A 13472-nucleotide genomic window follows, 5' to 3' on the forward strand; every position below is an offset into this window, starting at 1 on the left:
CTAGGTGACGCGATGCGAGGCTGGGTAAAATTAGGCAGTGTGCTGTACTGTTGTGTGTCTTTGAACGCTTGTATTGTTGTGCCCGAACACACCCGACAGGTCGAATCGACTACACGGTTTTTTGTGGATAGCAATGCCCATGACACACAGGTCGAAATCAGTCGTCCACAAGTCATTATTATGCAAAACCCTGACTATGATTATCGACCACATCATCCAGAATATCATGTGCCGCCAAACTGCCATTTACAATCCAATGGGCGGTCTATGGGCCCTATCCCGATGGTCTGCGATTAAAATTCCTCATACACCGCAGGATCCTGATTTCTCAGGCGACCATTGCTGCGCGTCAGCGCGTTGATCTGCTGCATTTGCTCGTCACTGAGTTCAAACTGAAAAATCGCTTTGTTGGCAAGCTGGTTTTCATCGCTACTGGCTTTGGGAATTGGAATCACGCCAAGCTGAATCTGCCATCTTAAAATCACCTGTGCTACAGATTTGCCAATTTGCTGGGCAATGTCTTGCAATACTGCATCTTGAAATACATCGCGCGCGCGTCCTAACGGGCTCCACGCCATAGTTAAAATGCCATGTTGCTGATGATATGCACATTGCTCGGCTTGATTAAAATACGGATGTAACTCAATCTGGTTAATTACAGGTACAATCCCTGTTTCCTTTTTTAACACTTCAATATGTTCAGGCAAGAAGTTACTCACGCCAATCGACTTAATCTGCCCTTTTTTTTGGGCATCAATCAAGGCTTGCCAAGCTTCCACATATAACCCCTGATTTGGGTTCGGCCAGTGAATTAAATATAAATCAAAATAGTTGAGCCGCGCCCGATACAGTGACTCTTCGATGGTTACCATCGCCTTGTCATATGCATGGTGGCGACCTGGTAACTTGGAGGTAATAAACAGTTCATCACGCTGCAGTCCCGAAAGATGAACCGCTTGCCCCACTGCCCCTTCATTTTCATAGTTAAATGCCGAATCCAGCATACGGTAACCATGTGCCAAAGCACGCTGCATGGTCTGAACGCCTATATGTCCATTCAGACTATAGGTTCCAAAACCCAAGGCAGGAATTACATAATCGTCATGCAAGGTCAAATTCGGAATATGTTCAGATCGATTCATGTGCTGTTTTTCTCTCTGGCTATGCTTTAAGCATTATGGCGCAGCACCGTTGTTGAAATCGGTTAAATTGTATAAATAATGCTACTTTCACCCTGATATAGCAGGAAGTTTTTATAATAAACCAAATAAATTCAAGGAATGAGATCATGTCAACTATTCATCCTGCCGCGGCGCAGGGCTTTAGTTCTGGTGCAGCTTTATATCAGCAAACCCGCCCAAGTTATCCTTTACAAATTGTCTCTTGGCTACGCAGTGAGCTGGAGCTGAGCAGTCAGTCGCAGGTGATTGATCTTGCTGCAGGTACAGGGAAATTTACCCAATACCTCAAACAGGTCACCCCGCATATTGTTGCCGTTGAACCCGTTACTGAAATGCAGCAACAACTCAAGGCAGCTTATCCTGACGTCACCACTTTGACTGCCTACAGCGACCAAATTCCACTGGAGTCGGCAAAATATGACGCCGTTCTGGCTGCACAGGCTTTTCACTGGTTTGCCAACCATGAAACCCTTGCTGAAGTTCACCGTCTGCTCAAGCCACATGGGCATTTTGGACTGGTCTGGAACCAGCGTGATACCAGTGTGCCGTGGGTCAAAGCGATTGCGGATATTTTATTACCACTAGAAAACGATACGCCACGCTATCATAGTGGTGAATGGAAAAAGGCCTTTCAAAATCAGCCATGGTTTAAACTTGGTAGCGAGCAGCATTTTATCCATTTGCATCATGGTAGGGTCGAGCAAGTGGTCAGTAAGCGTTTACTTTCCACCAGTTTTATTGCCATGATGCCAGCCGAGCAACAGCAGCAACTCAAACAACAGTTTGAGCAGGTGGTTTTTGACTATTTGGGCAAACGCCCTGATGATGAAATTCATTTTCCATATTTAACTTATGCGTATGATTTTATTAAAATATAATAAAATCATACGGTTTGGATTTTGGTAACTTTATGATGCAATGCTTTTCTCGTTCCCTCCTACTCGCATTCATGCTTGCAGGCAGTCTGAGCCTTGCGGCATGTCAGAAACAGCCTGAACAGAGCAGTTCGGCAACAACAGCATCTTCAGCAGCGACGCATACTGTCAGTGAAGCTACCATTCCACAGAATATTAGGCCGTTTGCTGCAACACCTGATGATGCCCATGACATTCAGCAACTCGACAACTTTAACCGTGCTTTTCATGACATGACGCAAGACATGCGTACAGAACTAGAACAACTCAAACAGCAGAATCAACTGACTGCTGAATTTGTCCAACAACGCAAGCATGACCAGATCCATTCGGCATTAAACATGCTCAAGGACTTGGATCTGAAGACGGAACAGGGTCGCTATATTCAGGGCATGATGTACGATTACTGGGATCAGCGGCAGCATCAAAAAGCCACTGAGAAAGTCGATAAAACCCCAGTCATTCAAGCCACTCAACAACTTGAATACTGGAAATCCCATACAGCCAATGCCAATCCTGCATCATAAAAAAGCATGGCAAATACCATGCTTTTTTATTTTTTGAGCTTTATTTTACAATGCTTTACGCTCAATCCACTGAATTGAATGTACCCGAAATAACTCACAAGCCCCATCACCCACATCAGTATTGGTCAATGATGAACGCCAGACCAGATTGCGGTCTTTAACCTCAACCAGCTCACCTTGTAAACGCACCAAATCACCACGCTGGACTTGCTTGATCTGTTTGGCAATGTCAGGGTTCGCAGGAATAATGTGCATATTGGACACCATTTGCATGGCTTGCTCTGCTGACACAGGTAAGGTTTTCATTTTCCAGTTGAGAAAGCGGTCATACTGACGCACGCTAATTTGTTTAGCAAAATATGGATCAGCAAACATGCCCCAACTCACCGCATAATCAATCGGGGAAAATTTTGCCTGTTCATCCTGACTATAGCTTTTGGTGCTTAAAATTCGAAAGTCACCCCGAAAGGCTTTCAGCGGCGAAATGGACTGCCATGTCACCTCAGGTGCCAAGCCATTGGCAATGTTGTATTCTGCACCTGAATTTGAAGCAAAACTATGACTTGTAAGCAGCGCCAATCCTAAACCACATGCGAAAAATTTTAGGGCTTGCATAGCGACTCCTCATCTCATCAAAAATCAATCTCATTCTAGAATTTTAGAATGTTCATCTTGATCAAATGCAGCTAAATGGTAACGACTACACGCAAAAGCGTAGTAATTTTGTCATCTCGTTTTCTAGTCCTCAAATTCGACCCGAATGGTTTCAAAGCGAATTCGGCCTTTTTTAATCGCATCGGCAATCGCCTGTTGTCCTTTGGTCAGGCGCGCATTGCCACTTTTAATATCGATAAGCACGACTTCAATCTCATCGGCACGCCCATCTCCATCGCGAAAAGCGTTATAACCATTAAATACAACATAGTCGACAGGATCTCCCAGAAATTTGGCATCGCTGGGTAAATATTCAAATTCAGGGAAAATCGGGGCGAACTGCTCCGCCATTCTTCCCTTTAAAATCGCACGGCTACTGTTGACACTGCGTGACTGAGCTAAGCGTAATTCTTTCTGATGTTTGCGTTTTAGCTCTGAAATCTGGACTTCATATTCCGCTTGAATTTTGCCATTCCTCAGGTTCGACAATAATGCATAAGTCAAAATAACGCCAATGCCTAAACCAATGACCATAGCAATCCAAATGGGCATACGATGCTTCCTGTGTCTAAATTGACGCATTTAAACAGGCTTAGGACTTTTTGTCATGTCATAAGCGTAATCAGGGAAAAAGTGCTAAAGTAATCAAGCCTATATTTTTTATATAAAAGACATGAAAACGATATTAATTGCTAACCAAAAAGGCGGATGCGGAAAAACCAATACAGCCATTACGCTTGCCAGTGCTCTTGCAGCAAAAAATTACCGCGTTGCACTCGCCGATGCTGACAATCAAAAATCGAGCTTACAATGGTTAAAACAACGTCCTGAACATAGTATCTCTCCTATTCAGTCGCTAGACTGGCGCAATGAAAAATCAATTGGCGATATGCCAAAAAATCTTGAATATTTAATTATTGATGCACCAGGTGCATTGTCAGGTGAGCATGCTGAACAACTCATCAGCGAAAGCCATGCGATTATTATTCCGATACAGCCTTCATTTTTCGACATTGACAGTACACGCCGTTTTCTCAAGCATTTACAAGAAATTAAACGCATACGTAAAGGTAAAGTTGAGTTGCTTTTACTGGCAAACCGCGTCAAAGCTCATAGCGCCAGCTCTAAAGATATTCAGGATTTTTTTAGTAAAATCGAGCAACAACCGATTGCATGGATTTCTGAGCGCAGTGCTTATGGGCAACTTGCCATGCAAGGTTTGAGTGTTTTTGATAAACAACAGAAAATCTATCAGACTATTCAAAAACAATGGCAGCCACTACTCAACGCCATTATTGACGACCCGACTGCATGGTTTTAAAGTCTGTAAAGTAGATCAATTTGCCGCCACGTGTTTTTCAGTTAATATACGAATATTAAAAAAACCTTAATTTTGAGATGCACGTGCAAAAATCTGCTCCTATTTTATTACATCGTATTTTATTGTTCGGATTGTTTTTTATCCTGCTGTATTTAAGCTTCAGTGTTCTTAAGTATTTTATTGTGCCCGTAGTTTGGGCCATCATTATTGCGTATATGACTTGGCCAATTTACCGCTGGATATTGAGAAAATGCGGTGAGCAACGCCCTAACCTCAGTGCAACCCTCATGTTATTGCTGATTATTTTGGTGATTGGCGTGCCTTTTGTATTTGCAATTTTTATTTTACAAAATGAGGGGCAACAGTTATTTACTGAAGTTCAAAAACAATTATTTTCTGGACATCTGAGCTTACCTGCACTTATTACAGGTCTTCCAATTATTGGCCATGACATTCAACGTATACTGGACGAGATAAATAGCAATCCGTACGCTTTACGACAAAATATTACGCTGTGGTTGCAAAGCCACCTAAACTACGGTCGCCTTGTTCTGGGTGAAATTAGCCGTAATCTGGTGAAATTATTTTTTGCACTGTTTTCCATATTTTTCTTTTATCGTGATGGCATTACCTTACTCAATCAGGTTAGACATGCCTTGGAAAAGGTCGTTGGCCCCCGTATTCATCATTATTTAAAAACGATTTCCAAAACCACACGCGCTGTGGTGTACGGCATTGGTTTAACTGCAATTGCGCAAGCAGTTTTGGCAGGCCTGAGCTATTTTATCGCGGGTGTTCCAAACCCGATGCTCTTAACCATTGTCACTTTTGTGTTGGCACTGATTCCATTTGGTACCCCCATCTCTTATATCGCTGTCAGCTTGTGGTTATTTTCACAAGGACAGATTTTTGCAGCGATTGGCGTATTAACTTGGGGAGTTTGTATTGTCAGTACTTCTGACAATGTGATTCGTCCTCTGGTGATTTCAGGGGCGACCCAAGTTCCATTTTTATTGATTATGTTTGGCGTTCTAGGTGGCATTGCCAGTTTTGGTCTCATTGGGCTGTTTATTGGCCCTGTCGTTCTGGCGATTTTACTGGCAATCTGGCGGGAGTGGATTCATGAGCAACAAATGGAAAGTTCGACTTCAACATCAGAGTGATGCCATGCATTTACTGATATCGGTATAACAAATTCATACATGTGCTAACCGATTACGAACAATGTCTCAATTTTTGTTTGCTTGAATAAAAGACGTAAAAAAATAAAACAGGATAATAATCACATGCGTCATTTTATTCAGCTCACAGGCTTGTGCCTTCTCGGTTCAGTTTTACTCACGGGTTGCCAGTCTTGGTCTTCAAAACACACCTCACAGCAGCAAGTGACGATGAATGCTGTGACTGCACAGGGAATTGCCGAGAAAATCGGAACTGTGACGTTACAGGATTCTGCTCGAGGTTTAGTCATTACCACCCATTTATCCAAACTGCCTTCAGGCATGCATGGTTTTCATGTTCATGAAAAAGGATCATGTGACCCTGCGATGAAAGATGGCAAGATGGGTGCCGCTCTTGCTGCGGGTGGACATTTTAACCCTCAACAAGTCGCTCATCATGGCACGCCCCTCACAGGACATTTGGGCGATTTACCTGTACTTCAGGTCGATGCCAATGGAAATGCCAATCAAAAACTACTTGCACCCCGCCTAAAACTCAGTGATGTTCACGGCTTGGCAATTATGGTTCATGCAGGTGGTGATAACTATTCGGACTCTCCAAAACCATTTGGTGGTGGCGGTGAACGGATTGCATGTGGGCTGATTCCATAAAGCACGCAGTGTAATTGACAAGAACTTGAAAAAAGTCCAGTCTAAATACTGACATAATCACCTAAAAATCAATAACGTGAATAGCTTTTATACCCTGCTTCAGCGTTACCTGAGCAATGCATTGATCATGTATTGCTTACAAATGTTTATTGTGCTGACTGGCACCACACTCGGTTTATATTATTTGCACTTGGGACAATTTATTGTCCCAGTGACCCTAGGAACAATTGCAGCAGCCCTAACCGATTTCGATGATCGGCTCAGTATTCGCTTGCGTAATTTACTCTATGTTTGTGTGCTGTTTTTTATCACCAGCACCATTTTAGAGTTGTTACACCCCTACCCTATTTTCTTTATTTTGTATTTATCGTTGTCCAGTGCAGGTTTTATTTTACTGGGCGGCTTGGGGCAGCGTTACGCTACCATTTCGCTTGGAACAGTGTTGCTGTCCATTTATACCATGTTTGGTTTGGGCGAAGTACACGTCTGGTACTGGCAACCTAGCTGCTTTGTTTTAGGTGCGATCTGGTACAGTTGTGCAGCGATTATTTTTTACCTGCTCAAACCGACACTGGTGGTACAGGACTATCTCTCGACCAGTTTCCAACAGATTGCTCAGTTACTTCAACTCAAATCCAAGCTCTTCGACCCCGACCATCAGCACTTGGTTGAACAACTGCTGTTTGATTTATCTGTACAAAATGCAGCTGTCGTACAAAGTTTAAATCAGACCAAAACCGCTCTACTGACACGCCTGAAAGCCTCACGTGCCAATAAAAATACCATTTACTGGTTACATCTCTACTTTCTGGCGCAGGATATTCACGAACAGGCAACCTCCAATTATTTACATTACGAACAGATCCAAGCCAATTTTAGCCGTAGCGATTTAATTTTTCGTATTCAAAAAAATATCCGCATGAATGCGCTCGCCTGCGAGCAAATTGCGCAGTGTGTACTGAATCGGCAACCCTATGTGGTCAATCCTGAGCATAGTTTGGCACTTCAGCATTTAGAACAATCTATGCACGACTGGGTACAACTCAATCCAGAAAATCTGGAAGTGAAAAATTTACAGCTCATTTTAAATAATTTGCATAACCTGCATCAGCAACTTTTAGCACTGAATCATTTGCCACAGCACACGACCACACTCGATGACAATCTGAATTTACTCGATGATGATATTCAAGGCTGGCATGATCTCGTTTTAAAACTTAAACAACATCTGAGTCCCCAATCTGCCTTGTTTCGCCATGCGGTACGCATCGCAGTCGTATTTCTGGTGGGTTATGCAATTTCTTTATTACCTTTTGCCAGAAATGGTTACTGGATTTTACTTACCAGTTTATTTGTCTGCCAAATCAGTTACTTTGCCACCAAGTCACGCCTAAAAATGCGGACTCTAGGTACACTACTAGGCGTGTTATGTGGTATTCCCATTTTATATTTTGTTCCCAGTATTGAAGGACAACTGCTGCTGACCGTCATTTGTGGCGTGCTGTTCTTCTATTTGCGCGTCAAAAAATATTCGATGGCCACCCTTATGGCAACCTTGATGGTGCTACTGATTTTTAATATTAAAGGGTCAGGCTATGAAATTATTTTACCGCGAATTATTGATACCCTGCTCGGTTGCGGGATTGCATGGTTAGCAGTCAGTCTGATTTGGCCTGACTGGAATTTCCGAAATATTTCCAACAATATTAAAAACTTAACCCAAGCCACATTGGCGTATCTGGATGCCGTAGTTGAGCAGTATCAGCAAGGTAAAAGTAACAGTATGCATTATCGTAGAGCTCGGCGTTTTGCACACAATAAACAGATCGAGCTGTCTGCCATGATTTCCAGCCTGAGTGCTGAACCACATCCCAATCCGACCCTGATTCATCATGCCTTTCGTTATCTGGTTTATAGCCATAGTCAGCTCAGTTATATTTCAGCGCTGGGGAGTCACCGCGAACAGGTACAAGATCCACAGATTCTCGAATTAATGCATTGGTGTCAGCAGACTTTAAATGCTGTACTACTTCAACAACAGCCTCTAGCTGAAATTCAGATTCAGGAAAAATTGCAAGAAATTAAAAAACTTAGTCAGCAAGCAAACTTATCTGATCATTTGTTATTAATCTTAAAACAGATCAGTTTATTATTAGAAACTCTGCCTGAGTTACTCCACTTACGCCAGCAGTTACTCATACAAGAGATTAAGTAAGACCTCTCAGGCGTGCGCTTGAAGACAATGCCACGCCTGACTTAATTATTTTAATCAATATAACTACAAGCCCTCACTAAAACAGACCTTCCTGCTGGCGCTGATCAAGTAATTGTTTTAGGACTTTCCTCGGATAAAAAAACCATAGACTCAACAACAGTACACAACTTCCAGAAAATGCAATCAGATGGAATTGGGTATAAAGCCAGCGTACAGCTTCAATCACCACAAAAAAGCTCAGCATCAGCAGCATAGAAACCGCAGCTGCAACTGTGCCTTTCGATACATTTGAAGACATTAAGGCAAAACGATACATGACTGAAAAACTGATGCCCTCACCAAAACTGATTAAGGTCATACCAATAAGCAGTAACGCGAGCGCATACTGCGGCAACCAAACGGCACTTAGCAAAAATAAAGCACCACATAACATGATCGGTACGCCCATAAAAACCGTTCGCCCCAATGCAAAACGATCAATCACTTTAATTAATAACGCATTTCCTGCGATCAGCCCTAAAAACACAGGAAATTGTGATAGTCCATAAGCCAGACTGCTCAGTTTAAGTTCATCGACCAACATCACAGGTGACAGCGCAATCCATAACATCAGTGGAATATTCACCAAAGGTAAAGCCAGACTTAGCCCTAAAAATTGTGAGTTACGATATACACGCTTAAAATCATCGAACAAATATACAAAAGGCTGGCGTGTGATGCTCCGCTGTTGTCGTGGCATTTGGCTATTTAAACCAAACCAGCTCAGTGCAGCTAAAATGGCAATGGCTATAAATCCCCAATGCCATGATACATAATCAATCAAAAATGCACCCAGCACAGGCCCAAGCAGGGGCGCCAGCAAAGAAATATTGGCCATAAGCGCCATGACTTTAATTGCATCACGCTCAGCAAAATTTTCCTGAATCGCCGCATAACCCACTGCCGAAATCACCGTGAGACCAATGCCTTGCAGAAAGCGCAGGGCTAAAAACTGCTGTATATTTTGGGTCAATAAAATCAGCAGACAACACACACTAAAAAATAATACACCTGTCAGCAGCACTCGCCTTCGTCCAAGGCGATCAGAGAGTGGGCCAAGCAGCCAGGCTACACATCCTCCTCCCAATAAATAAAATGACATTGACGAAGGCGCCCAAGTGGCACTGACAGAAAAATCTTGGGTGATTGCCAGCATGGCTGGCTGAATCAGATCATTTCCAATGTAAACCGAGAACTCAAACAGTACGAGTGCTAACGGAAACATCAGGGTTGAACGATTCAATGTTTTTGGGATGGGTTGCATCGTTTTTCTTCAATCAAGAACCGCGCCAAACGTTGGAGCAGCAGACAAAAATATAGAGAGAGGTTTCAAGCAAAATAAAAAATACAGCGTATGTATATAAAATAAGCAGCAGTTTAGATGTTATTAAGTCATACCATAACACTTTTTATAGCAATGACCGAATGATTACAGTGCATACAATGCAGTGTCATATATTTTTTAGGCTGAATAAAAACCTGTCATTTTATAGGTTCGCGCATCACACTTTATCAGGTTCAATACACACAATGATTCACACCTTCCTCGAAAATTAACCACAAAAATTTCGGGTGAAAGTATTTTTCCATATGCTTGATTTTTAACAGAACCTTAATCTTAAACTTGCAGATTTAAAATTAAATTTTCATTAAAAACTTAAAACAATATTAATTTTTAAAATTTATTTTGCAACAAAATAATTAAGAAACCGTTCTATTTTAATATTTTTCACTGTAACAAAAGTGACATATTTCAGTCACTTTGCTGTCACACAGTCACATTAAATTAACACTCAATTTAGTTCATTCTCATCTTCCAACCTTAATGAACTTAAGGTGGAAATACCTTCCATACAGGGAATATCTATGACTTACTTCTCTAAAAAAATATTTGGCGCTTTAGTAGCCTCTGCGACGCTTGCGATTAGCGTAGCGCATGCAGGTGAAATTACGGGTGCAGGTTCTACATTCGTATATCCTGTGCTTTCAAAATGGTCAGCAACTTATCACGCTAAAACAGGCAATAAAATCAACTACCAATCTATCGGTTCTGGTGGTGGTATTGCTCAAATTAAAGCAGGCACTGTAACTTTTGGTGCATCAGACATGCCATTAACTCCTGCTGAGTTAAATGCTGCTGGTTTAAAACAATTCCCAATTATTATTGGTGGTGTTGTTCCAGTTGTGAACATTGATGGTGTACGTCCAGGCGCTTTACGTTTGACTGGTCCTGTTCTAGCAGACATTTTCTTGGGTAAAGTAACCAAGTGGAATGATCCAGCAATCCAACATTTGAACCCTTCTTTGCACCTTCCTGACCAACGTATTTCTGTTGTTCACCGCTCTGACGGTTCTGGTACAACTTTCAACTGGGCAAACTATCTATCAAAAGTAAGCCCAACTTGGAAATCTAAAATTGGTGAAGGTACATCTATCTCTTGGCCTACAGGTATTGGCGGCAAAGGTAACGAAGGTGTTGCTGCTTATGTGAAGCAAATCAAAGGTTCTATTGGTTACGTTGAACTTGCATACGCTTTACAAAACCGCATGAGCTACACAGCAATGCAAAACAAAGCAGGTCACTTTGTACAACCAAACACTGCAACTTTCCAAGCAGCAGCAGCGGGTACAAGCTGGAGCAAATCACCTGATTTTTATAATGTAATTACCAATGCATCTGGTGCTAACTCTTGGCCAATCACTGCAACTACATTTGTAATCATGCATAAGCAACCAAAATCTGCTCAAGCAAGCAAAGATGCTCTAGACTTCTTCAAATGGTCACTTGAGCACGGTCAAGCGAATGCACGTTCTTTGGACTACATTCCTTTACCTGCAAACCTAACTAAACAAATTGAAGGTTACTGGATTAAAAACATTAACGTTAAGTAATCTGGACATCGCCTCTTTTTTTAAATCCAACAGAATTCGTTTTGTTGGATTTATCTCTATTTCTTAATTAAAGATTTTCAATGATGAAACTAGATAGAACAATGAACCTGAATAGTCAGACAGACTCAAAAGATCAGCGTAATGATCGACTGTTTCACTATGTGGTCAAAAGCTGTGCCATCTTTGTGCTTCTGATTATGCTTGCTGCATCTTTTTCCATGATTTGGAGTGGCAAAGAAGCTTTTCAAACCTTTGGATTTTCATTTATCTGGAACAGTTCTTGGGATCCGATTGAGAAAAATTTTGGTGCTCTTGTTCCCATTTATGGCACATTAGTCACCTCTCTGATTGCGATGTTGATTGCCGTTCCTGTCAGTTTTGGTATCGCTATTTTTATTACCAACATTGCACCGAAGTGGATCCGTACACCAATTGCAACAGCAATTGAGCTACTCGCAGGTATTCCTTCTATCATTTATGGTATGTGGGGTTTATTTGTTTTTGTTCCATTTATGGCGGATCACATTTACCCTTGGGTCAATGACCATATGGGTACATGGCCACTTATCGGCCCATTGTTTCAAGGGCCACCAATTGGTTTAGGCATGCTCACCGCAGGTATTGTACTGAGCATCATGATTATTCCTTTTGTTTCTTCTATTATGCGTGAAGTGTTTGCAACCGTGCCAACACCACTGATTGAATCTGCTTATGCTGTCGGCAATACCACTTGGGAAGTCATTTGGGATATTGTTTTACCTTATACACGCTCAGCAGTACTCGGTGGTATCTTCCTTGGTTTAGGTCGCGCCTTAGGTGAAACAATGGCTGTGACATTCGTATTAGGTAATGCTCATCAGCTTAGTTTGTCATTGCTTGAACCAGGCAACTCGATTTCGGCAACCATTGCCAATGAATTTACCGAAGCAGATTCTAGTATTTACTTGTCTTCACTGCTTGCTCTAGGCTTTATTTTATTTGTCGTAACATTTATTGTGCTCGCGATTGCACGTTTCATGTTAGGGCGTCTATCACGCCGTGAAGGAGCGTAATCATGTCAACTGCGCTTTGGAAAACCCGTCAAGTTAAAAATTTTCTTGCAAAAGCCCTATCCTTATTCACTGCTGTATTTGGATTGTTCTGGTTAGTTTGGATTTTGTGGACCACCTTGAAAAATGGTCTACCTGCTTTGCATTTAAATCTACTCACTCAAATGACACCTCCTCCTGGTGAAACAGGTGGATTACTCAATGCCATTTTTGGCAGTATTTTTATGAGTGCAATTGCAGTTTTGATTGGTACGCCTGTCGGCATTGCAGCAGGAACTTACCTGTCTGAATACGCACGCGAAACCAAACTTGGTTTTTGTATTCGTTTTATTAATGACATTTTGCTTTCAACGCCTTCTATTGTGATTGGTCTGTTTGTATATGAACTTATGGTTCGACAAATGGGGCATTTCTCTGCCATCGCAGGCGCAGTAGCATTGGCATTTTTAGTTCTGCCTGTTGTAGTACGTACAACCGATGAGATGCTGCAACTGGTTCCAAACACCCTACGTGAAGCTGCACAGGCTCTAGGTATTCCACGCTGGAAGATTGTCCAGCAGGTACTTTACCGTGCTGCCATGTCAGGGATTGTTACAGGCATCTTGCTGGCACTTGCCCGTATTCTGGGTGAAACAGCACCACTACTCTTTACTGCGCTCAACAACCAATATTGGTCAACTAATCTATTACAACCAATGGCAAACGTGCCTGTAGTGATTTTCCAATATGCGATGAGTCCTTATGATGACTGGCATGCACTCGCATGGGCTGGCGCACTCCTCATGACCTTTTTTGTCCTTGTGCTTGGCATTGTGTCTCGCACAATCTTAATCAAAAAGGATAAATAA

At 42.1% G+C, this 13472-nt stretch carries 14 protein-coding genes; 10 read left to right on the forward strand and 4 right to left on the reverse strand.

Annotated features, from left to right (window positions below):
• The first annotated feature begins 12 nt into the window (after positions 1-12).
• A complete protein-coding gene (locus F975_RS13845; protein ID WP_004754389.1) occupies positions 13-297 on the forward strand; it encodes a hypothetical protein in 285 nt (94 codons plus the stop codon).
• On the opposite strand, the gene F975_RS13850 is transcribed toward F975_RS13845, so the two are convergent.
• Positions 294-1142, reverse strand: a complete 849-nt coding sequence (locus F975_RS13850) for an aldo/keto reductase (RefSeq protein ID WP_004754392.1) — start codon at positions 1140-1142, stop codon at positions 294-296. The two genes, F975_RS13845 and F975_RS13850, sit on opposite strands and share 4 nt — an antisense overlap.
• A gap of 146 nt (positions 1143-1288) precedes the next feature.
• Between F975_RS13850 and F975_RS13855 the strand changes: the two genes are divergently transcribed.
• Both F975_RS13855 and F975_RS13860 read left to right on the forward strand, forming a co-directional pair.
• Positions 1289-2059, forward strand: coding sequence for a class I SAM-dependent methyltransferase (locus F975_RS13855; protein ID WP_004754394.1), 771 nt, complete (start codon positions 1289-1291; stop codon positions 2057-2059).
• A 32-nt stretch (positions 2060-2091) separates the two neighbouring features.
• Positions 2092-2622 (forward strand): hypothetical protein, encoded by a 531-nt coding sequence (locus F975_RS13860; RefSeq protein WP_004754395.1) that lies wholly within the window; start codon positions 2092-2094, stop codon positions 2620-2622.
• Between the two features lie 45 nt (positions 2623-2667).
• Here F975_RS13860 and F975_RS13865 read toward each other — a convergent pair whose 3' ends face one another.
• Positions 2668-3237 carry a hypothetical protein gene (locus F975_RS13865; protein WP_004754398.1) on the reverse strand — a complete coding sequence of 190 codons (570 nt, stop codon included), beginning with the start codon at positions 3235-3237 and terminating at the stop codon, positions 2668-2670.
• A 123-nt stretch (positions 3238-3360) separates the two neighbouring features.
• Positions 3361-3828, reverse strand: a complete 468-nt coding sequence (locus F975_RS13870; protein ID WP_004754401.1) for a Holliday junction resolvase-like protein — start codon at positions 3826-3828, stop codon at positions 3361-3363.
• 121 nt (positions 3829-3949) lie between these two features.
• On the opposite strand from F975_RS13870, the gene F975_RS13875 reads away from it, so the two are divergent.
• The 4 genes from F975_RS13875 (at position 3950) to yccS (ending at position 8644) form a co-directional block, all read left to right on the forward strand.
• Positions 3950-4597, forward strand: a complete 648-nt coding sequence (locus tag F975_RS13875; RefSeq protein ID WP_004754403.1) for a ParA family protein — start codon at positions 3950-3952, stop codon at positions 4595-4597.
• 77 nt (positions 4598-4674) lie between these two features.
• Positions 4675-5760 (forward strand): AI-2E family transporter, encoded by a 1086-nt coding sequence (locus F975_RS13880; protein WP_004754404.1) that lies wholly within the window; start codon positions 4675-4677, stop codon positions 5758-5760.
• A 123-nt stretch (positions 5761-5883) separates the two neighbouring features.
• Positions 5884-6429 carry a superoxide dismutase family protein gene (gene sodC, locus F975_RS13885; protein ID WP_004754406.1) on the forward strand — a complete coding sequence of 182 codons (546 nt, stop codon included), beginning with the start codon at positions 5884-5886 and terminating at the stop codon, positions 6427-6429.
• 76 nt (positions 6430-6505) lie between these two features.
• Positions 6506-8644 (forward strand): YccS family putative transporter, encoded by a 2139-nt coding sequence (gene yccS, locus F975_RS13890; protein WP_081399818.1) that lies wholly within the window; start codon positions 6506-6508, stop codon positions 8642-8644.
• A gap of 76 nt (positions 8645-8720) precedes the next feature.
• Here yccS and craA read toward each other — a convergent pair whose 3' ends face one another.
• Positions 8721-9947, reverse strand: a complete 1227-nt coding sequence (gene craA / locus F975_RS13895; protein WP_034426083.1) for a chloramphenicol efflux MFS transporter CraA — start codon at positions 9945-9947, stop codon at positions 8721-8723.
• 602 nt (positions 9948-10549) lie between these two features.
• Between craA and pstS the strand changes: the two genes are divergently transcribed.
• The 3 genes from pstS to pstA all read left to right on the forward strand — a co-directional run bounded on the left by pstS (position 10550) and on the right by pstA (position 13472).
• The gene (pstS, locus tag F975_RS13900) at positions 10550-11575 is read left to right on the forward strand and encodes a phosphate ABC transporter substrate-binding protein PstS (protein WP_004754412.1); all 1026 of its coding nucleotides are present in this window, start codon (positions 10550-10552) and stop codon (positions 11573-11575) included.
• Positions 11576-11676: 101 nt separating this feature from the next.
• Entirely contained in the window at positions 11677-12627 is a 951-nt protein-coding gene (gene pstC, locus F975_RS13905; protein WP_004754413.1) for a phosphate ABC transporter permease subunit PstC, read from the forward strand.
• A gap of 2 nt (positions 12628-12629) precedes the next feature.
• Positions 12630-13472, forward strand: coding sequence for a phosphate ABC transporter permease PstA (gene pstA, locus F975_RS13910; protein WP_004754415.1), 843 nt, complete (start codon positions 12630-12632; stop codon positions 13470-13472).

Origin of the sequence: Acinetobacter brisouisimilis (assembly GCF_000368265.1) — a bacterium.
Lineage (GTDB): Bacteria > Pseudomonadota > Gammaproteobacteria > Pseudomonadales > Moraxellaceae > Acinetobacter.